Annotated in this window: 22 protein-coding genes; 16 read left to right on the top strand and 6 right to left on the bottom strand. The window is 65.0% G+C overall.

Translation table 11 applies throughout. The features are described 5' to 3' along the window. The 7 genes from B8115_RS20100 to hemH all read left to right on the top strand — a co-directional run bounded on the left by B8115_RS20100 (position 1) and on the right by hemH (position 6,701). Positions 1-855, top strand: a complete 855-nt coding sequence (locus B8115_RS20100; protein WP_010629657.1) for a hypothetical protein — start codon at positions 1-3, stop codon at positions 853-855. A 15-nt stretch (positions 856-870) separates the two neighbouring features. Further along, the gene (gene rplI / locus B8115_RS20095) at positions 871-1,317 is read left to right on the top strand and encodes a 50S ribosomal protein L9 (protein WP_010629656.1); all 447 of its coding nucleotides are present in this window, start codon (positions 871-873) and stop codon (positions 1,315-1,317) included. Positions 1,318-1,620: 303 nt separating this feature from the next. Then, positions 1,621-3,117, top strand: coding sequence for a carbohydrate porin (locus B8115_RS20090; protein ID WP_010629655.1), 1,497 nt, complete (start codon positions 1,621-1,623; stop codon positions 3,115-3,117). A 149-nt stretch (positions 3,118-3,266) separates the two neighbouring features. Continuing rightward, on the top strand, positions 3,267-4,655 hold the full coding sequence (dnaB, locus tag B8115_RS20085) for a replicative DNA helicase (protein WP_010629654.1): 1,389 nt from the start codon (positions 3,267-3,269) through the stop codon (positions 4,653-4,655). A 77-nt stretch (positions 4,656-4,732) separates the two neighbouring features. Further along, positions 4,733-5,026 carry a hypothetical protein gene (locus B8115_RS20080; protein WP_010629653.1) on the top strand — a complete coding sequence of 98 codons (294 nt, stop codon included), beginning with the start codon at positions 4,733-4,735 and terminating at the stop codon, positions 5,024-5,026. Between the two features lie 157 nt (positions 5,027-5,183). Further along, the gene (locus B8115_RS20075; RefSeq protein WP_026038265.1) at positions 5,184-5,486 is read left to right on the top strand and encodes a DUF6482 family protein; all 303 of its coding nucleotides are present in this window, start codon (positions 5,184-5,186) and stop codon (positions 5,484-5,486) included. 141 nt (positions 5,487-5,627) lie between these two features. Beyond that, positions 5,628-6,701, top strand: coding sequence for a ferrochelatase (gene hemH / locus B8115_RS20070; protein WP_010629651.1), 1,074 nt, complete (start codon positions 5,628-5,630; stop codon positions 6,699-6,701). A gap of 41 nt (positions 6,702-6,742) precedes the next feature. On the opposite strand, the gene B8115_RS20065 is transcribed toward hemH, so the two are convergent. From B8115_RS20065 to B8115_RS20040, 6 genes are read right to left on the bottom strand one after another with little or no spacing between them, the layout of a single operon-like run. Next, on the bottom strand, positions 6,743-7,177 hold the full coding sequence (locus tag B8115_RS20065) for a Na+/H+ antiporter subunit G (protein ID WP_010629650.1): 435 nt from the start codon (positions 7,175-7,177) through the stop codon (positions 6,743-6,745). Positions 7,178-7,187: 10 nt separating this feature from the next. Continuing rightward, positions 7,188-7,457: a K+/H+ antiporter subunit F gene (locus tag B8115_RS20060; protein ID WP_010629649.1), complete on the bottom strand. Its 270-nt coding sequence runs from the start codon at positions 7,455-7,457 to the stop codon at positions 7,188-7,190. After that, the gene (locus tag B8115_RS20055) at positions 7,451-7,948 is read right to left on the bottom strand and encodes a Na+/H+ antiporter subunit E (RefSeq protein WP_010629648.1); all 498 of its coding nucleotides are present in this window, start codon (positions 7,946-7,948) and stop codon (positions 7,451-7,453) included. The genes B8115_RS20060 and B8115_RS20055 overlap by 7 nt, the downstream gene beginning before the upstream one ends. Further along, complete coding sequence (locus B8115_RS20050; RefSeq protein WP_010629647.1) at positions 7,945-9,501, bottom strand: monovalent cation/H+ antiporter subunit D; 1,557 nt, start codon at positions 9,499-9,501, stop codon at positions 7,945-7,947. Before B8115_RS20050 ends, B8115_RS20055 begins: the two co-directional genes overlap by 4 nt. Beyond that, on the bottom strand, positions 9,498-9,842 hold the full coding sequence (locus B8115_RS20045) for a Na+/H+ antiporter subunit C (RefSeq protein ID WP_010629646.1): 345 nt from the start codon (positions 9,840-9,842) through the stop codon (positions 9,498-9,500). Before B8115_RS20045 ends, B8115_RS20050 begins: the two co-directional genes overlap by 4 nt. Continuing rightward, positions 9,842-12,652 (bottom strand): monovalent cation/H+ antiporter subunit A, encoded by a 2,811-nt coding sequence (locus B8115_RS20040; protein WP_010629645.1) that lies wholly within the window; start codon positions 12,650-12,652, stop codon positions 9,842-9,844. The genes B8115_RS20045 and B8115_RS20040 overlap by 1 nt, the downstream gene beginning before the upstream one ends. Positions 12,653-12,796: 144 nt before the next feature. On the opposite strand from B8115_RS20040, the gene B8115_RS23495 reads away from it, so the two are divergent. The 9 genes from B8115_RS23495 (at position 12,797) to B8115_RS20000 (ending at position 20,405) form a co-directional block, all read left to right on the top strand. Next, complete coding sequence (locus tag B8115_RS23495) at positions 12,797-13,075, top strand: hypothetical protein (RefSeq protein WP_141638676.1); 279 nt, start codon at positions 12,797-12,799, stop codon at positions 13,073-13,075. Positions 13,076-13,098: 23 nt separating this feature from the next. After that, positions 13,099-15,432, top strand: a complete 2,334-nt coding sequence (locus tag B8115_RS20035) for a putative monovalent cation/H+ antiporter subunit A (protein WP_010629644.1) — start codon at positions 13,099-13,101, stop codon at positions 15,430-15,432. Continuing rightward, a complete protein-coding gene (locus tag B8115_RS20030) occupies positions 15,425-15,856 on the top strand; it encodes a Na+/H+ antiporter subunit B (protein WP_010629643.1) in 432 nt (143 codons plus the stop codon). The genes B8115_RS20035 and B8115_RS20030 overlap by 8 nt, the downstream gene beginning before the upstream one ends. A 51-nt stretch (positions 15,857-15,907) precedes the next feature. Beyond that, positions 15,908-16,255 (top strand): Na+/H+ antiporter subunit C, encoded by a 348-nt coding sequence (locus B8115_RS20025; protein WP_010629642.1) that lies wholly within the window; start codon positions 15,908-15,910, stop codon positions 16,253-16,255. Next, positions 16,252-17,826 carry a Na+/H+ antiporter subunit D gene (locus B8115_RS20020; protein WP_010629641.1) on the top strand — a complete coding sequence of 525 codons (1,575 nt, stop codon included), beginning with the start codon at positions 16,252-16,254 and terminating at the stop codon, positions 17,824-17,826. Before B8115_RS20025 ends, B8115_RS20020 begins: the two co-directional genes overlap by 4 nt. Continuing rightward, positions 17,823-18,296 (top strand): Na+/H+ antiporter subunit E, encoded by a 474-nt coding sequence (locus tag B8115_RS20015; protein WP_010629640.1) that lies wholly within the window; start codon positions 17,823-17,825, stop codon positions 18,294-18,296. Before B8115_RS20020 ends, B8115_RS20015 begins: the two co-directional genes overlap by 4 nt. Positions 18,297-18,323: 27 nt before the next feature. After that, positions 18,324-18,593 (top strand): monovalent cation/H+ antiporter complex subunit F, encoded by a 270-nt coding sequence (locus B8115_RS20010; RefSeq protein ID WP_010629639.1) that lies wholly within the window; start codon positions 18,324-18,326, stop codon positions 18,591-18,593. Then, on the top strand, positions 18,586-18,990 hold the full coding sequence (gene mnhG, locus B8115_RS20005; RefSeq protein ID WP_010629638.1) for a monovalent cation/H(+) antiporter subunit G: 405 nt from the start codon (positions 18,586-18,588) through the stop codon (positions 18,988-18,990). Before B8115_RS20010 ends, mnhG begins: the two co-directional genes overlap by 8 nt. 110 nt (positions 18,991-19,100) lie before the next feature. Next, entirely contained in the window at positions 19,101-20,405 is a 1,305-nt protein-coding gene (locus B8115_RS20000) for a lytic murein transglycosylase (RefSeq protein WP_010629637.1), read from the top strand. Positions 20,406-20,420: the final 15 nt, after the last annotated feature.

The raw sequence follows: 20,420 nt of genomic DNA, 5'->3' as shown, positions 1-20,420 counted from the left end.
ATGTTGCCGATCGCCCGATGGTTGATGCGCGGCACGCCCTACGCCGTAGGCGGGGCGGCGCTGGCCGCGGTGATACCCTGGCTGTTCTGGCTCAGCGGCGCCATCGTGGCCCTGGTCACGCTGCGTCGCGGTCTGTCGCCGGCGCTGCCGGTGCTGGTAGCGGCCGCCATTCCTGCCGGCTGGTGGTGGGCTCAGGGCGATGCCCTGCCGCTGGCCAGCGTACTGCTGGTCACGCTGATGGCGGTGGTGCTGCGCTCCCGCATGCGCTGGGGCGAGGCGCTGATCGTCGGCACGCTGGCCGCGGCGGCCATGATCCAGCTCGGCGTCTTCGTGCCGCCGGGTGGTGCCGGGCCGCTGCTGGAGCAGCTGCGCCAGGGCTCGGCCGAGATCGACCGCATGCTGAACGAGCTGGCAGGTCAGGGCTTCAACACCGAGGAGCTGGCGACGCTGCTGATCGGCGGCATCACCGGTCTGATGGTGCTGATCGCTGCGGTGGGCTGTCTGGCGCTGGCGCGGGCCTGGCAGGCGGGGCTCTACAACCCCGGCGGCTTTCGCGAGGAGTTCCATGCGCTGCGCCTGGTGCCGCGTGAACTCGGCTTGCTGGTGGTGCTCGGCGTGGTGGGCATGGTGCTGGGATTGCCGTCGCTCTCCATGCTGGTATGGGTCCCACTGCTGGTGGCTGGTATCGCTCTGGTGCACGGCTACGTCGGATTGAAAGGCATGAACGGGCTGTGGCTGATCGCTTTCTACGTATTGCTGATCACCACCTGGCCCATGATTCTGATAGTGCTGCTGGTGGCCCTCATCGATGTGTTCGCGGATTTCCGCGGCCGTCTGGCCTCTCGCAGCGACTGATAAGAGGTTAACGAGATGGAAGTCATTCTGCTCGACAACATTGGCAAGCTGGGCGGCCTGGGCGACAAGGTCACCGTGAAGCCCGGCTACGGCCGTAACTACCTGGTGCCCTACGGCCTCGCCGTGCCGGCCACCAAGGACAACGTGGAAGCCTTCGAGGCGCAGCGTGCCGAGCTCGAGGCCCAGGCCGCCGAGCGCAAGGCGATTGCCGAATCTCGTGCCGCTCAGCTGGCCGAGATCGAGCTGTCGCTGGTGGCCAAGGCCGGCGACGAAGGCAAGCTGTTCGGCTCCATCGGCCCGCGTGACCTGGCCGAGGCGCTGGGTCAGGCCGGCATCGAAGTCGCCAAGAGCGAAGTTCGCATGCCCGAAGGTCCGATCCGCCAGACCGGTGAATACGACATCGACCTGCACCTGCATGCCGAAGTCGATGCCACCGTTCGCGTGGTCGTCGTCGCCGAGTAAGCCTTACCGCACTCGACCGACCCAAGGGGCGCAGGAGAGATCCTGCGCCCTTTTCGTTTGCTGTATTGGGCAGGCGTGTGGGTGTCTTAGACATTGGTAGTAATATTACGGTTTGTCTTTGCATTGTAACTCTTAAACGATTAAGTTTTTTCTGCCTGGCTCCGCAGCGTTTCAGGCCAGGGCGGCAGGACGAGACATAAGAGACAAGAGTATCCCGCGATACCACTCTTAAACGATACAGCGCCATGCTTCCCACCGTTCTCCTTGCGTAAACAATCCAATAAACACAAAGGAACAACTGCGATGAAGACTGCCTTGCCAAGAACTCCGCTGGTTGCCGCCGTGGCCCTGGCCAGTTTCGGCATGATCGGGCACGCCGCCGCCGATACCAGCGCCCTGGAGCAGCGTCTGCTCGAACTGGAGAGCCGCATCGCCGCCGCCGAACAGCGCGCCAGCGCCGCCGAGCAGCGCGCCGAACTCGCCGAGGCCCAGGCTGCAGGAAGCCCGGCCCCCGCTGACGTGGAAGAGCGCCTGGCCCGTGTCGAGCGCCAGGCCAGCGGCGAAGAGGGCTTCTCGTTCAACGTCTACGCCCGCTCCGGGCTGCTGCTGGGTGAAGACCGCAAGAGCATCGACGGTGGCCCCTACGTGACGCCGGCCGGTGGGCTGGGCGGTGCCGTGGGGCGTCTGGGCAACGAGCCGGATACCTACGCCGAGGCGATTCTCAACTACCGCATGCAGTTCGACAACGGCGCCAAGGCGCATTACCGCACCATGCTGGCCAGCAGCACTGAGACCAGCAACGACTGGGATGGCGACTCCAACCTCAACGTGCGTCAGGTCTATGCCGAGTTCAGCGACCTGCCAAGCTTCACCGGCGCCTTCGAGAACGCCTCGATCTGGGCCGGCAAGCGCTTCGACCGCGACAACTTCGACATCCACTGGCTCGACAGTGATTTCATCTTCCTCGCCGGTACCGGCGCCGGTATCTACGACGTGCAGCTGGCCGACAACTGGCGCTCCAACTTCTCGCTCTACGGGCGCAGTTTCAGCGACTATCCGGTGCGCCCCGAGCGTCCGGGGGACGAGGGCAGTACCGATAGCTTGATCCTCACCGCCAACAACTACTTCGGTAACTGGCAGTGGATGGTGAGTGGACTGTCCGCGGCCGACAACGATGAGCGCGACATCGGGGAGGGCCAGTCTGCTGCCGACAGTGGCTTCCACACCATGGTGGCCTACCACGGCGACAGCTTCTTCGGCCTGAGCGAGGGCAACTTCAAGGTGGCGCTGATGCACGGCCAGGGCCTGGGCGCCGAGGTCAAGGGGCTCGGCAGCGATGGCAACCTGACCGACGATGCCCAGGCCACTCGTCTCGGCATCTACGGCACCACCTACGTAGCGCCGAATTGGCGTCTGGCTCCGGTGCTGCTCGGCGAGGTGAGCAAGGACCGCTACGTCGATGGCGACGACTACAAGTGGCTGACTCTCAACGCACGCCTGGTCAACGAGCTCACCCAGAACTTCGAGATGCAGTACGAGGCCAGCTACCAGTACATGGACCTCGACCCCAACGGCTTCGATGGCCGCAACGCGGTGAGCGGCGACTTTGGCAAGTTCACCATCGCGCCGACCTTCAAGCCCCAGGTGGGTGGCTTCTGGCAGCGGCCGGAGATTCGCGCCTTCGCCTCCTACACCGACTGGTCGAGCGATCTCAACAACTACGGTACTGGCTCCTTCGGCAACGAAGGCTTCACCGGCGGCCAGTGGAGCTTCGGCGTTCAGACCGAGGTGTGGTTCTAGGCCGGCTCCCGCAATCCCGTTGCTCGCACGCTGTTTCGAACCCTTGCCGCGACCGTTATCGGTCGCGGTTTTTGTCATTTCGAAAGGTGGGGTGGGCAACGGGCATCGGGTAGAATGGCACGGCCCGTTCCCCTCAAGGTTGCCGCACCATGAACGACACGCTCGAGCTCGATCAGGAAACCGCTGCGCTCAAGGTGCCGCCGCACTCGCTCGAAGCGGAGCAGTCGGTGCTGGGCGGCCTGATGCTCGACAACCAGGCCTGGGACAACGTCGCCGACCGTCTGGTGGCCGACGACTTCTACCGCTATGAGCACCGCCTGATCTTCAATGCCATGACCGGGCTTGCCGAGGCATCCAAGCCGTTGGACGTGGTCACGCTCTCCGAGGCGCTGGAGGGGCGCGACCAGCTCGATACCGTGGGCGGGCTCGCCTATCTCGCCGAGCTGGCGCGCAACACCCCCTCGGCGAGCAACATCCGCGCCTATGCCGACATCGTTCGCGAGCGGGCCACGCTGCGCAAGCTGATTCGTGCCGCCAGCCAGATCGCCGACGGCGCCTTTAGCCCCCAGGGGCGTCCCGCCGACGAGCTGCTCGACGAGGCCGAGCGGCTGGTGTTCCAGATCAGCGAGGAGCGCCCCAAGTCGGGCGGCCCCATCGGCATGAGCGAGCTGTTGGCCAAGGCGGTGGATCGCATCGACGAGCTGTTCAACATGAAGGGCGAGATGACCGGTCTCTCCACCGGTTTCCGCGATCTCGACGAGATGACCTCGGGCCTGCAGCCCTCCGACCTGGTGATCATCGCGGGCCGCCCCTCCATGGGTAAGACCACCTTCGCCATGAACCTGGTCGAACACGCCGTGATCGCCAGCGACCGCCCGGTGATGGTGTTCTCCATGGAGATGCCCGCCGAATCGCTGATGCTGCGTATGCTGTCGTCGCTGGGACGCATCGACCAGACCCGGGTGCGTACCGGTCAGCTCGAGGACGAGGACTGGCCGCGGCTGACCTCGGCGGTCAACCTGCTCAAGGACAAGCAGCTGTTCATCGACGATACCGCGGCGCTGTCGCCCAACGAGATGCGCTCGCGCATCCGCCGGGTGGTGCGCGAGCACGGCAACCTGGCCCTGGTCATGATCGACTACCTGCAGCTGATGCAGATCCCCGGCTTCTCCGAGAACCGCACTGGCGAGATCTCAGAGATCTCTCGCTCGCTCAAGGGCATGGCCAAGGAGTTCGGCTGCCCGGTGGTGGCGCTCTCCCAGCTCAACCGCTCGCTGGAGCAGCGTCCCAACAAGCGTCCGGTGATGTCGGACCTGCGCGAGTCCGGCGCCATCGAGCAGGATGCCGACGTGATCGCCTTCGTCTATCGTGACGAAGTCTACAATCCGGATAACCCCGACAACCAGGGCCTGGCTGAGCTGATCATCGGCAAGCAGCGTAACGGTCCCATCGGCACGGTGCACATGGCCTTCATCGGCAGGTACACCCGCTTCGAGGATCTGGCGCCGGATAGCTACGGCGACGCTTTCGGCGAGTGAAGCGCAGCAGCGCTTGAGCCAGCGGCGCGGCCCCGTATAATGCCGAGCCCCCGATAGTCGTTTTCGAGGAGTGACCCATGGCAGGCGGATTTCGACGCGGCAAGCGTCAGCGCCCCCCCAAGCTGGAAGCCCGCGGTATCATCGAGTCGCTGGAGCGCGAGGGGCCGTTCAAGGAGTGGCTCGGCATGCCGGATCTCTATCGCTTTCATCTGGTCGTCGACGGTGAGGCCTACAGCTACCAGACCGAGGATGCCGAACTCACCGTCGCGGTAGGTGACCGCGTGGTGTTTCGCTACAAGGAGACCAAGGCGGGCAAATGGGTCGACCGCAACTCCCTGGCCAAGGCCATCGATCCTTCGGAGTACCAGTAGCCGCCTCGCGCAGGTGAGCGCCTGTGGAACCTGGCCACGGCTTCACTGTCATAATTTCGATACGTTAGCGTCATGCGATTGATATCGGGCACAGTCATGCTGTGCCCGATGTCTATCCAGCGACCCCAACGGAACGAAACAGGACATGGAGGGAGCCATGGAATTCGAACAACTGAAGCAATTCGTCGCGCGCCATGACAATTTCGAAGTGCGCGTCATCACCCATTCCGGCAGCCACTGCTACCAGGTGGAACTCGAGGACGTGGAGGGCGTACGCCACATGCTGACACGGCGTGGCAAGCCCATGGTATTCCGTTCTCTCGAGGACGTTTACCTTGAGCTGCAGCGTGCCGGCATCCACCGGGCCTTCCTGGTCCAGCATGTGCCGCAAGACGAAGTCATCGGTCGCGAGGCGCACTATCACGACCCGCTGACGTCGCGCATGCCGCTGGTCTTCTAGGCCTGGCCTGAGTAAGTCTGGTCGAGCAATAACCTTGATCCAAGTTATACAAATCGACTTCATAGTATAACTCGATGCCCCTGACGAACCTTGCCTGATACAATGGCGCTCCTTGAACTTACGTCACGAGGAGCGCAGCGCATGGTCGCATCGCAAGAGGTATCGGGCTCGCCGGAGCGTCAACGTCCGACTCATGCTCCGGCGGATCATCCCGCGGTGGCCCGGCCCAGGGTAGGTGTGGTGCTGGTCAACCTGGGCACGCCGGATGCCACCGATTACTGGTCGATGCGGCGCTATCTGAGTGAGTTTCTCTCCGACAAACGAGTAGTCGACTATCCCAGTTGGAAGTGGCAGCCGCTGCTGCAGCTGATCATTCTTTCGCGCCGGCCATTCAAGTCGGGCGAGGCCTATCGCGGCATCTGGAACACCGAGAAGAACGAGAGTCCGCTGCTGACCATCACCCGTGACCAGACGCGCAAGGTGGCCGAGGGGCTGAAGGCGCGCCATGGCGAGCAGGTGCTGGTGGACTTCTGCATGCGCTACGGTAACCCTTCCACGGACAGCGTGCTGCGGCGCCTGCAGGCCGAGGGCTGCGAGCGCATCCTGTTCTTTCCGCTCTATCCGCAATACGCCTCGCCGACCACGGCCACGGCCAACGACCACGCCTTCCGCACCCTGATGAAGCTCAAGTGGCAGCCGGCGATTCGTACCGTGCCGGCCTACTTCGAGCACCCGGCCTATCTCGAGGCGCTGAGCAACTCGGTGCGTGAGGCCTACGCCGCGGCCGAGTCGGCACCGGAAGTGCTGGTGGCCTCGTACCACGGCGTGCCCAAGCGCTTTCTGCTCGAGGGCGACCCCTACCACTGCCAGTGCCAGAAGACCACGCGACTGCTGCGCGAACGGCTTGGCTGGGCGGAGGGCGAGATTCAGACCGCCTTTCAGTCGCAGTTCGGCCCCGAGGAGTGGGTCGGCCCGCAGACCGTCGACCACGTGGCCGAGCTGGCGCGCCAGGGCAGGAAACACATTGCGGTGATTTCCCCGGCCTTCTCCGCCGACTGTGTCGAGACCCTGGAGGAGATCAACGAGGAGATTCGCGACAGCTTCCTCGCCGCGGGGGGAGAGCGTTTCACCTACATTCCCTGTCTCAACGACCGCGACGATCATATCCAGGCGTTGCTGGCGATCATCGACAACGAGCTGGGCGGCTGGGCGTGAAGCGGGAGAGAGCCGATCAGGCCACCTGATCGGCTCTCGTTTCAGCGGAACAGGCGCGAACGCTTCTGCTTGCGATACTTCCAGGGATGTTTGGCGCGGGCCGGACGCGCCACCCGGCTCTGGCCCACGTCCTCGTCGCGGAACTCCGGCACCGAGCCGCGGGTGCCGGTGGTGAAGCGCAGGTGCATGTGCAGCCCGGTCTTGGCCAGCATGTGCCCCGTCACCGGGGCGGTGATGAACAGGAACAGGGTGATCAGCAGCTCCTGCACGTGCAGCTCGCGCTGGGTGATGGTGAAGTAGATCATCGAGGCGATCAGCACACAGCCGATGCCCAGCGTGGTGCCCTTGGTGGGGCCGTGCAGGCGCATGAAAAAGTCCTTGAACTGCAGCATCCCCAGCGAGCCGGTGAAAGCGAACACCCCGCCGGCTATCAGCAGGAAGGCGATCACACCTTCGGCAATGACGTAGAAGGTCATGTGGTGTCCCCTATTCGATGATGTCGCCGCGCAGCAGATAGCGGCAAACGGCCATGGTGCCGATGAACCCAAGCATGGCGATCAGGATCGCCGCCTCGAAGTAGGTCTTGGTGTTGAGCCACAGCCCCAGCAGCACGATCAGGGCGATCGAGTTGACGTAGAGCGTATCGAGGGCCAGCAGACGGTCGGGTACGTCCGGGCCGATGGCCAGGCGATAGACGTTCATGGCCATGGCCAGCACGATGAGCGTCAGGCTGATCAGCAAGGCTGTGTCTAGCATTCGAAGATCTCCTTGAGCGGGCGCTCGTAGCGATCGCGGATCTCGCGGATCAGGGCCTGTTCGTCGTCGAGGTCGAGGACATGGATCAGCAGCGAAGAGCCGTCGAGACGGATGTTGGTCGATACCGTGCCCGGCGTCATGGTGATGGTGTTGGCCAGCAGGGTGATGGCCAGGCGGTCCTTCACCTCCAGCGGGTACTCGACGAAGCCCGGGTGCGGTTCGCGCCGCGGCAGCAGGATCAGCAGGCTGACATGCACGTTGGCCTTGACGATGTCCCACATCACCACGAGCACGAACCAGACCAGTTTGAGCGGATGCTTGACCCGCGGCAGCGGCTCCCAGAAACCCTGCGTCAACAGCGGAATGCCCACGGCCAGCACCGTGCCGAGCAGCAGCTGGCCGGGTGCGATGCTGCGCACCATCAACAGCCATACCACCAGCAGCACCAGCGACAGGGTGGGGGTGGGCAGGAAACGTCCCATGGCCTTCATAGCGTGTCTCCCTGCGTCTCGTCATGGAGCGGCTGGCGAGACTGCACCAGATCCCGGGTCGGTTCGTCGCTCAGCAACTGCTGAATCACGACCTGGGGCATGGCCAGCTGCTCCGCGGTGGCTTGGGCGTAGTGGCTGATGGGCCCGGCGAAGACGACCAGCAGGGGAGCGCTGGCCAGCAGCCAGATCACGCCGACGAGCTGGGGGCGGGTGACCTTGCCGGAGGCCACCTCGCCTTTGTAGCTGGCCCAGAAGAATACCGACCCCGCCCGCGACATGGCGATCAGGGCGCTCAGGCCGGCCAGCAGCAGCAGCGGCCACAGCCATAGCCGGGCGCTGCCCTCTGCGGCCTGCATCAGCAGCAGCTTGGCCAGGGAGCCGGCCAGCGGGGGCAGACCGACCACGCCGACCGCTGCGGCCAGGAACAGACCGCCGAGCAGGTAGCGCTGGTGCAACCGGCGGGCGCGCACCAGACGCGTACCGGCCTTGCCGCGCTGCTGACCGATCAGCTCGGCGATCAAGAACAGCACGCCGCAGATCAGGGTGGTGTGGGGCAGGTAGTAGAGCAGGGCGGTTGTGGCAGCGGTGGTACCCAGGCTGGCGGCCGCCAGCAGGGTGCCTACCGAGATCAGCACCAGGTAGGCCACCAGGGGGCGCAGGTCGCGGGCCGCCAGTACACCGATGGCGGCCAGCAGGATGGTGGCCAGCCCCGACCACCACAGCCAGCCCTGTATGGCGGATTCGGCGTCGCTGTCGGCAAAGATCAGGCTGTGCACGCGGAGAATGGCGTAGAGGCCGAGCTTTGTCATGATGGCGAACAGCGCCGCCACCGGTGCGGGTGCCGAGGAGTAGGTGCGCGGCAGCCAGAAGTAGAGCGGCAGCAGGGCGGCCTTGAGGCTGAACACCACGATCAGCAGCAGGGCGCCGGCAGTGACCAGGGCGGCCTGGTCGCCGGACATGGTGGCGACCCGACGTCCCATGTCCGCCATGTTGAGGGTACCGGTCGCTCCATACAGCACGCCCAGTGCGATCAGGAACAGCGCCGAGCCGGCCACGTTGAGGATCACGTAGTGCAGCCCGGCGCCGACCCGCTCCTTGCCGCCGCCGTGCATCAGCAGGGCATAGGAGGCGAGCAGCGTGATCTCGAAGAAGACGAACAGGTTGAAGATGTCGCCGGTGAGAAAGGCGCCGTTCAACCCCATCAGCTGCAGTTGGAAGAGGCCGTGGAAGTTGCTGCCGCGGACGTCGTCACCGGCGCTGGCGAAGATCACGCAGCCCAGCGCCAGCACGGCGGTCAGGCCCAGCATGAGCGCCGAGAGGCGGTCGAGCATCAGCACGATGCCGAAGGGGGCCTGCCAGTTGCCCAGTGCGTAGAAGGTCAGTTCGCCGCTGGCCGCCTGCTGCAACAGCAGCAGGGTGACGATGACCAGCAGGGTGGTGAAGGCGATGCTCAGGCGACGGTGAGTCCGGTCGCTGGCCTTGCCCGACAGCAGCAGCACCAGGGCGCTGAACATCGGCAGCAGGATGGGCAGAGAAATCAGATGCTGGTTCATCGTGGGGCGTCTCCATCCTCGCCTTGCTGGCCGTCGACATGGTCGGAGCCGAGGTCGCCGCGGGCGCGGATCGCCAGGATCACGACGAAAGCGGTCATGGCGAAGCCGATCACGATGGCGGTGAGCACCAGGGCCTGGGGTAGCGGGTCGGTGGGGGTGATCGAGTCGCCGATCACCGCCGCTGCGTGAGTATTGAGCCCGCCGGTGGAGAACAGGAACAGGTTCACCGCGTAGCCGAGCAGTGCCAGGCCGACGATGACAGGGAAGGTGCGCCCGCGCAGCAGCAGATAGATGCCACTCGCCGTGAGCACGCCGACGACGAGGGAGAACAGGGCTTCCATCAGCGTTCCTCCAGCGTTGGGCGATTGACCGTGGTGACGCGGCCCAGGTTGATCAGGATCATCAGCACGGCACCCACCACGGCGAGATAGACGCCGACGTCGAACAGCATCGCCGTGGCCAGCTCGAACTCTCCTACCACGGGCAGGTGGAAATGGCCGAAGGCCGAGGTCAGGAAGGGGAAGCCGAACAGCCAACTGCCCAGGCCCGTGGCCAGCGCCACGGCCAGCCCCGATACGGCAACGATCGGATAGGAGATCGGCAGTCGCTCGCGGGTCCAGTCGTGGCCGCGGGCCATGTACTGCAGGATCAGCGCGGTGGCGGTGATCAACCCGGCGATGAAGCCGCCGCCCGGCTGGTTGTGGCCACGCAGGAAGATGTACACCGACACCAGCAACGCCAGCGGCAGCAGGATCTGGGCCACCACCGACAGGATCAGCGGATAGCGATGCCGCGACCAGCGGATACCCTCGATGTTGCCCGAGGGCATGAACAGGCGCAGACGGTTGAGCAGCTTGAAGGTGGCGAGGCCGGCCAGGGTGAGCACGGTGATCTCGCCCAGGGTATCGAAGCCGCGGAAGTCGACCAGGATGACGTTGACCACGTTGGTGCCGCCGCCGCCGGGCACGCTCTCGCGCAGGAAGTAGTCGGCGATGGTCAGGGTTTCCCGCGTCAGCATGGCGTAGTTGAGCATGGCCACCACCAGACCCAGCGAGGTGGCGAGTATCAGGTCACGTAGAATGCGTCGGCTCGAGACCAGCAGCGGTGGGCGCTGAGGCAGGAAGAACAGCGCCAGGATCATCAGGATCATCGAGGCGACCTCCACCGACAGTTGGGTCAGGGCCAGGTCGGGAGCGGAGAAGCGCACGAAGGTCAGCGAGACCGACAGTCCCACCACCGAGAGCATCAGCAGCGACACCAGCCGCCAGCGATGACTCAGGGCGCTACCGATGGCGCCGAACACCATCAGGCCGGCGCCGAGGAACAGCATGCCGTCGAGCGGCTGCTGGCCGCGCTCGCCGGTCAGCGACTCCAGTTGGGTCAGGCCGATGGCGGCCATGGCCAGGGCGCTCAGGATCAGCAGCGCCTGGTAACGCTGCAGGGAGCCGTTCTCCAGGCGCAGGGTCAGCCACAGGGTCGCCTTGATCAGCCGCTGCACCGCTGCCTCGAAGATCAGCCCGGCGTTGCGCTCATGGAACAGGGCGGCGATGCCGGCCAGACGCCGATGCTGGCGCAGCACCAGCACGCCGCCGGCCACTGCAGCCACGCTCATCAGTAGCGGCAGGTTGAGGCCGTGCCACAGGACCAGGCTGACCACCGGGGTGGTCTCGCCCTGCACGGCGAGGCTCGCCGCGTGCAGCAGCGGGGCCGCCAGGGTCATCGGGAACAGTCCCACCAGCAGGCTCATGGCGGCCAGGAACAGCCCGGGGGCCAGCATGCCCCGCGACGGGTCGTGCACCTTCATCGGTGGCAGCGCTTTCTGCTCGCGGGTCAGTTTGGGCTCGGCGAAGAACAGGCTCCAGATCAACCGCAGCGAGTAGGCCACCGAGAGCATGGCAGCCACCACCACCAGCAGCGGGATGACGATGCTCAGTGCGCCGAGCAGGTTGTTGAGCAGGCTCTCTTCGAACAGCATCTCCTTCGACAGGAAGCCGTTGAACGGAGGGAAACCGGCCATGGCGGAGCCGGCCAGAATGGTCATGGTGCCGGTCAGCGGCATCATCGACCACAGCGCGCCGAGCCGGTCGATGTCGCGGGTGCCGGTTTCATGGTCGATGATGCCGACCATCATGAACAGCGCCGCCTTGAAGGTGGCATGATTGAGGATGTGAAACACGGCGGCAACGATGGCCAGCGGACTGCCGAGCCCCAGCAGCAGCGTGATCAGGCCCAGGTGGCTGACGGTGGAGAAGGCCAGAATGCCCTTGAGGTCGCGCTCGAGCAGGGCGAACCAGGCGGCGTAGAGCATAGTGGCCAGACCCACCAGCGACAGGCTGACCGCCCACAGCGCGGTGTCGCCCAGTGCCGGATTGAGGCGTGCCATCAGCAGCACGCCTGCCTTGACCATGGTGGCCGAGTGCAGGAACGCTGAGACCGGGGTGGGGGCGGCCATGGCATGGGGCAGCCAGAAGTGGAACGGGAACTGCGCCGATTTGGTGAAGGCGCCCAGCAGTACCAGGGCCACGATCAGCGGATAGTGCGCCGAGGCGCGGATCAGGTCGCCGGCCGCCAGCACGTCGCCCATGGCGAAGCTGCCCACCGCCTGACCGATCAGCAGGATGCCGGCCAGCAGGGCGAGACCGCCGGCACCGGTGACGGTCAACGCCATGCGTGCGCCACGCCGGGCATCGCTGCGGTGGCCCCAGAAGCCGATCAGCAGGAACGAGGAAATGCTGGTGAGCTCCCAGAACAGCCACAGCAGGATCAGGTTGTCGGCCATGGCGATGCCGAGCATGGCGGTCATGAACAGCATCATGTAGGCGAGGAAGCGGCCGTCGTCCTCCTCGGCCGAGAGATAGAAGCCGGCGTACAACAGGATCAGACTACCGATACCCAGGATGAGCAGGGAGAAGAGCAGCGTCAGGCCGTCGATCCGCAGCGCGAGATCCAGGCCCAGCAGGGGCATCCAGGGTATGCGTAGGCTGACCACGTCGCCGCCGAGCACGGCCGGCGCATGCAGCAGAACCAGGCCGAGAGCGAGCAGCGGGGCGATCAGCGTGGCGGTGACGCAGGCTTTGCGGCCGTGGCGCGAGGTCATCACCGGTACGAAGATACCGGCGATGGTAAGCAGGGGGATCCACAGCAACGACATGGCGGTTCGTCCATTCTGGCGGCGGTCGATGCGTCGCACCACAGCACAGAGAGATCCGTCGTGGCGTAATCTGCCCGAGCACCGCGCACACAGGCTAATGGTATCGATCGAGGAGCGCAGGGCCGGGTCGTTGGGAACGGTGTAATGAAGAAACGTTTTGAAATCGCTATACTAGCAAGCCGTTTCGTCGTGAAATCAACGCTCACCGTAGCCAGCCGCGGCGCAAAGTCTAATCCTTTTGCGCTGCAATATACAGGTTTGGCCCGGCTACCGACGCTCATCCTTTGGGCGTATTTTTTCGGCCGCAGCACGGATTTCTTTAATCGCGACGTCACGCTGTGCGGGGGATACCCGGACGTCCCGGCAGGCTCTGCCGTCGATGTCGGCGCTGCGAGGTGGCGAGGCGCCATGTCCGGACGATGAACTGAACAGAAGGGAACTGCATGATGCAACTAGCCGTGCTATCGGGATTCGTGCTGGCCGCCTTTGCGCCGTTGCTGCACCGCTGGTTCGGTGGGCGTGCCAGCTTCGTGCTGGCCGCGTTTCCGGCCGCGCTGGCACTCTGGTTCCTGGGCCAGGTGCCGACGGTGATGCGCGGCGAAGTACTCTTTCTCGAACTCGACTGGGTGCCGTCGCTGGGCATGAGCCTGAGCTTCGTCATCGATGGCCTGGCGCTGTTGTTCGCGCTGCTGATCACCGTGATCGGCACCTTCGTGCTGATCTATGCGGGCGGCTATCTCAAGGGGCATCGCGATCTGGTGCGCTTCCACATCGTCATCCTGGCCTTCATGGTGTCGATGCTGGGCCTGGTGCTGGCCGATGGCCTGCTGACCCTGTTCGTGTTCTGGGAACTGACCAGCATCACCTCTTACCTGCTGATCGGCTTCAGCCATGCCGACATCGAGGCGCGCAAGTCGGCGCGTCAGGGGCTGTTCGTCACCTTCGCCGGCGGGCTGGCGCTGATGGCGGGGCTGGTGCTGTTGGGCAACGCCAGTGGCAGCTGGTCGCTGGCCGAGATCAGCGCCGGCGGCATCGACCTGCGCGAGCACGATCTCTACCTGCCGATGCTGCTGTGCCTGCTGCTGGCGGCCTTCACCAAGTCGGCGCAGTTCCCGTTCCACTTCTGGTTGCCCAATGCCATGGCCGCCCCCACGCCGGTGTCGGCCTATCTGCACTCGGCCACCATGGTCAAGGCGGGCATCTACCTGCTGGCCCGCCTGCATCCGAGCCTCGGCGGCACCGAGGCCTGGGTCGGCATTCTGTCGGTGGTCGGTGCCCTGACCATGTTCACCGGTGCCTTCCTGGCCATCCGGCACACCAACATCAAGAAGATGCTGGCCTACTCCACGGTGATGGCGCTCGGCACCCTGACGATGCTGCTCGGTATCGGCACCGAGGGGGCGTTGATCACCTTCGTCACCTTCCTGCTCGCCCACTCGCTGTACAAGGGCGCGCTGTTCATGGTGGCCGGTATCCTCGATCACGAGACCGGCACCAAGGACATCACCGCCATGGGCGGCTTGCGACCGCTGATGCCGGTGACGGCGGTGGTTGCCGTCATCGCCGCGCTGTCGCTGGCCGGGGCGCCACCGCTGTTCGGCTTCATCGCCAAGGAGATGATGTTCGAGGCGGCCCTCGATGCGCAGACCTTCGGCTGGCTGGTGCTGCTGCTGGCCTTCGTCTCGGCGTTTTTGACCATCGCCGTGGCTGCGATCATCGCGCTGCGGCCGTTCTTCGGCGAGCGTCGGGCGACGCCGCGGGTGGCGCACGAGGCGCCGCTGTCGATGCTGCTGGGCCCGGCCTGTCTGGCGGCGCTGTCGCTGCTGCTCGGCGTGGTGCCGGTGATCGCCGGCATGGGGGTGCTCACGGCAGCCGCCTCAGCGGTCATGGGCGAGCCGGTGACCGTCTACCTCTCCTTGTGGCACGGCATCAATCTGCCGCTGGTCATGTCGATCGTGACCCTGGCGCTGGGCTACCTGCTGTTCAAGCGCTGGGACCGCGTGCGCGCTCATCTGGCACGGCTCGATCCGGTCATGGCGCGCGGCCCGGAAGCGGGCTACGAGGCGTTCATGCACTGGATCACGGTGGTGTCCGAGTGGCAGACCCGTATTCTGCAGAACGGCTACATGCGCAATTACATCCTGGTGATGGTGCTGGTGCTGATCGCGCTGCTGGGCAACTCGCTGCTGCTCAGGCATCCGCTGGAGATCGCCTTCGAACTCGACGTGCGCTTCCACGAAGTGGTGGTGGTCGCCATGATGGTGCTCGGCGCATTGTTCGCCGCCGTCGCCCGCTCGCGGCTCAGCGCGGTGGTGTCGGTGGGCATCATGGGCTTCTCCATCGCGCTCACCTTCATCCTGTTCAGCGCTCCGGACCTGGGTATCACTCAGCTGCTGGTGGAAACCCTGACGGTCATCCTGCTGGTGCTGGTGCTGTTCCGCCTGCCGCGCTTCGCCAGCCTGTCGACGCCGCTGGAGCGGGTGCGTGACGTGCTGGTGGCGGGCAGCGTGGGCGTGCTGGTCACGCTGTTGATCCTTACCGCCTGGGGCATCGACCAGTTCGTGCCGATCTCCGAGTACATGATCGAGAACAGCGTGCCGCTGGCCCACGGGCGCAACATCGTCAACGTGATCCTGGTCGATTACCGCTCGCTGGATACCTTGGGCGAGATCTTCGTGCTGGCCCTGGCCGCCATCGGGGTCATCGCCATGCTCAAGCTGAGGGCGCCGGTGAAGCCGGCCAAGCCGACGGCGCAGGAGAAGGAGTCGAGCCATGGTTAAGTCCGGTACGCTGATACTGCACACGGCGGCGCGTATCCTGATGCCGCTGCAGCTGCTGTTCTCCGTGTTCCTGCTGCTGCGTGGCCACGACGAGCCCGGCGGCGGTTTCATCGCCGGGCTGGTGGCGGCGGGGGCCTTCACGCTCTACCTGTTCGCCTTCGGCGTCAGCGCCACCCGCGAGGTGCTGCGCATGGTCGACCCCCGCGATCTGATCGGCATGGGGTTGCTGCTCGGCATGATCTCGGTGTTCCCCGCCTGGTTCGTCGATCAGCCCTTCCTCACCGCCCAGTGGTGGACGATCCCGGGCGTCGATTTCTACGCCTCGACCCCGCTGATCTTCGACATCGGGGTCTATCTCGCCGTGCTGGGCTCGGTACTGGCCATGGTCATGACGCTGATGGAGGTGGACAAGGATGAACCTTGAGCACGTGGGCGCTGCGGGTGCCTCATCCACGACTTCGGAGGGAGGAACGCGATGGAACCGGTAATGGCCGTGGCCGTTGGCCTGCTCTATGCGGCCGCCATCTTTCTCATGTTGCGGCGTTCGATCGTCAAGCTGGTGATCGGGCTGATGCTGCTCTCCAACGCCGCCAATCTGCTGATCTTCACCACTGCCGGCATGACCCGCGGCGCGCCGCCGCTGATCCCCGAGGGGCTCGCGGCGCCGTTGGGCCCGGTGGCCGACCCCTTGCCCCAGGCCGTGGTATTGACCGCCATCGTGATCGCCTTCGGCGTGTTGGCGTTCGCCGTGGTGCTGATTCGCCGGGCCTACGAAATCGTCAAGGCCGATGACCTGGACAAGATGAAGGAAACCGATACGTGAGGCCCGAAGTCGCCCTTCCCGTTCTTCTGCCGCTGCTGTCGGGGGCCATTTCGCTGCTGTTCTGGCGCTCTCGTCCCATGCAGCGTTTCACTGCCGTGGCCGGTAACCTCGCACTGCTCGGCGTGTCGCTGTGGCTGCTGGTGTCCGTAACCCAGGAGGGTTACGTGGTGATCCAGATGGGGGGTTGGCAGGCTCCCTTCGGCATCACCCTGGTAGCTGACATGCTCAGCGCGGTGATGATCGTGCTCACCGGTATCATGGGACTGGTACTGTCGATCTATTCGCTGGCTTCGACCGGCCCCGGCCACGAGCGCTTCGGCTACTACCCGCTGATGCACCTGCTGCTGGCCGGCGTCGCCGGCGCCTTTCTCACCGGCGACGTGTTCAACCTCTATGTCTGGTTCGAAGTGATGCTGGTGGCCTCCTTCGCGCTGCTGATTCTCGGCGGCGAGAAGGCGCAGATGGAGGGGGCGATCAAGTACGTCACCCTCAATCTGCTGGCCTCGGTGATCTTTCTCTCCGCGGTGGGGCTACTCTACGGCATGGTCGGTACGCTCAACATGGCGGATGCCGCCCAGCGCCTGGCCGTGGCCGAACACCAGGGCATGGTCGAGGTACTGGCGGTGATGTTCATGGTCGCCTTCGGCATCAAGGCGGCGGCGTTCCCGTTGTTCTTCTGGCTGCCGGCTTCCTACCACACGCCGCCCGTGGCGGTGTCGGCGCTGTTCGCCGGGCTGCTGACCAAGGTCGGCGTCTACGCCCTGTTCCGCTTCTTCACCCTGCTGTTCGACCAGACCCTCGGCTACACCCAGGAGCTGCTGATCTGGGGCGCCGCCCTGACCATGGTCACCGGTGTGCTGGGGGCTGCGGCGCAGTTCGAATTCCGCCGCATCCTGTCGTTCCACATCGTCAGCCAGATCGGCTACATGATTCTCGGTCTGGCACTGTATACCCCGCTGGCCATCGCCGGGGGCATCTTCGCCGTGATGCACAATATGGTGGTCAAGACCAACCTGTTCCTCATCAGCGGCATTACCCGGCGCTTGCAGGGTACCTACGAGCTGAAGAAGATGGGCGGACTCTATCGCGAGCGTCCCTGGCTGGCGGTGGCCTTCTTCCTCTCCGCCTTCTCGCTGGCCGGGGTGCCGCCGCTGTCGGGCTTCTTCGCCAAGTTCGTCATCGTGCGCGCGGGCATCGAGGCGGAAGCCTATGTGGTGACCGCGGTGGCGCTGCTGGTGGGGCTGATGACCCTCTATTCCATGGTCAAGATCTGGAACGAGGTATTCTGGAAGTCCCTGCCAGAGGACAACCTGGTACCCCCCGAAGAGGTGGTGGTGGGTGACGACAGCCGCATGGTGCCGCCGAGTCTGTGGCTGATGTATCTGCCGGTGGCGGTGCTGGCCCTGTTTGCGCTGCTGATCGGCGTGCTCGCCGAGCCGCTGATGGCGATGATGAATCAGATCGGCGATCAGCTGATGAACCCGCAGGGGTATATCGAAGCGGTGCTGGGTGCCGAGGTCGGGGTCGAGGACGCTCTGATCGAAGCGCCGGATGAGGAGGTGTCGCCATGACGGGAGCTATCTGGAACCTGCTGCTGGCGATGGCCTGGGTCATCCTTTCCGGCGACTTCTCGGGGCTCAACCTGGTGGTCGGGCTGGTCTTCGGCTACATCACCCTGGTACTGATCGAACCGCAGGTCGACGCCCTGACCGGCTATCCGGCGCGGGTGCCGCGGATCCTCAGATTCCTCGGCTTCTTCATCAAGGAGCTGGTGCAGGCCAACCTGCGGGTCGGGTTCGATATCCTGACTCCGCCCTGGCACATGAAGCCGGGGGTGATCGCCATGCCCCTCGAGGCGCGCACCGAGCTGGAGATCACCATGGTCGCCAACCTGATCTCGCTGACCCCGGGCACCTTGAGCCTGGACGTTTCCGACGACCGCAAGGTGCTCTACATCCACGCCATGTTCCTCGACGATGAAGAGGAGCTGCGCCGCAACCTCAAGGAAATGGAATACCGTGCACTGGAGCTGTTCCGTTGAGTACGCCAAGGCCGAGTGGGGAGTGATATGGCTACAGTGATTCTGATAAGCCAGGTGCTGATGGGCATCGCTCTGATCCTGGCCTTCGTGCGTGTCGTGAGAGGTCCCAGCCTGCCCGACCGAGTGGTGGCGCTGGAGCTGTTCGCCAGCATCGTGGTGGGGTTGGTGGGCGTCTATGCCATTCGCACCGACGTCTCCAGCTTTCTGGATGCCGCCATCGTGATCGCGCTGATGGGCTTTCTGGCCGCCATCGGCTTTGCCCGTTTCCTGGAGCGTGGAGGACCGCGGGATGATTGAGACCATCAAGGGCTTTCTGATCCTCACCGGTGCCATCTTCATGCTGCTGGCAGCGCTGGGTATTCTGCGTCTGCCCGATCTGCTCACTCGCATGCATGCCACCACCAAGGCGGCGGCGCTGGGAGTGATCCTGATCATGCTGGCGGTGGCCGTGCATTTCGGAGAGGTGGCGGTGGTGGCGCGGGCCTTCGCCATCATCGTCTTCGTGTTGATGACCGCGCCGGTGGCGGCTCACGTGATCGGCCGGGCGGGCTACTTCGTCGGCTCCAAGCTGTGGAGCGGTACGGTGAAGGACGAGCTCAGACCCAACTACGACCCGCTCACTCACGAACTCAAGAGCGGTCTGGAAACGGATAGCAACGCGGTGCATCAGCCGCGCGAGAACGACCCCAAGTGAGGTAAGGCACGCGGTTACACAAAGCGACGCTTTCCGCGTGCGGCAGGGCTGGTCTGAAGACCGCTTCTGCGCCATTATCGGTGGCCTTCGACGTAAAGGAATACCGCGCCATGATTCGTCCTCTGTTCCCAGTCGCTCTACTCACCCTGGCTCTTGCCGGGTGTCAATCCGGCTCCATCACGCCCGTGCAGGAGGCGGCGGCCGACGAGCGCCCGCCGAGCGCTGCCGATTCGAGTGCCGCTTCGGCATCCAGCAATGCCACCGCACCTGCCCGCAGCGAGGCGGAGCCCGCCCCACCTGCCGACTTCCAGGCCTGGCTGCGCGACTTCCGTCGTCAGGCTCGGGCGGAGGGCATCAGCGAGGCGACCCTGTCGCGGGCGCTGGATGGTGTGCGTTACCGGCCGCGTGTCATCGAACTCGACCGTTCCCAGCCAGAGTTCGTACGTCCCATCTGGCAGTATCTCGAGACGGCCGTTTCCCAGGCGCGTGTGAGCCAGGGGCGGGCCAAGCTGGCCGAGCATCGCGACACGGCTCGGCGCATGGAGCAGCGTTACGGCGTGCCGGCCGAAATCATCGTGGCGATCTGGGGCATCGAGAGCAACTACGGCGGCAATTTTGGCGATTTTTCTACCCTGGAAGCGCTGGCGACCCTGGCCTTCGACGGCCGGCGCAGCGATTTCGCTCGCGGTGAATTGCTGGCCGCGCTGCGCATCATCGAGGCCGGCGACATTGCACCCGAGCGCATGGTCGGCTCCTGGGCCGGCGCCATGGGCCACACCCAGTTCATTCCTTCCAGCTTCGAGGCTTACGCGGTGGATGGTGACGGCGACGGTCGCCGTGATATCTGGGGCAGCATCCCGGACGTGATGGCTTCTACCGCCAACTACCTGGCGCGGGCGGGTTGGCAGCCCGGCCAGCCCTGGTTCGTCGAGGTGCGGCTGCCGAGTGATTTCGACTATGCCCAGACCGAACTTACCACGCGGCGTTCGAGCCAGGAGTGGGCGGCACAGGGGGTAAGCCGTCTCGGCGGTGGCAGCCTGCCGGCCTTCGACCAGGCCTCAGTGCTGGCCCCGGCGGGCGCCCAAGGGCCGGCCTTCCTGGTGGGTCCCAACTACCGTGCCATCCTGCGCTACAACAACGCCACCAGCTATGCCTTGGCAGTGGGCACCCTGGCCGACAGGATCGCGGAACGAGATGGTATCCGCAGTGACTGGCCGCGCGACGAGCAGCCGCTCTCGCGCAGTCAGGTACGTGAGATGCAGCAGGCGCTCAATGCCCGTGGCTTCGATGTCGGTGCGCCTGATGGTGTGATGGGGCCGAATACCCGGCGCGGCCTGCGCGATTACCAGCGCAGCATCGGCGTCACGCCGGACGGCTTCGCGACCTTGAGCTTGCTGCAGCGGCTGCAGCGTTGAACCGGTGACCTCGCT

The organism is Halomonas sp. KM-1 (genome assembly GCF_000246875.1).
Classification (GTDB): domain Bacteria; phylum Pseudomonadota; class Gammaproteobacteria; order Pseudomonadales; family Halomonadaceae; genus Halomonas; species Halomonas aerodenitrificans.
The sequence above is the reverse complement of the archived record's forward strand: the minus strand, read 5'-3'. Positions and strand labels throughout refer to the sequence as shown.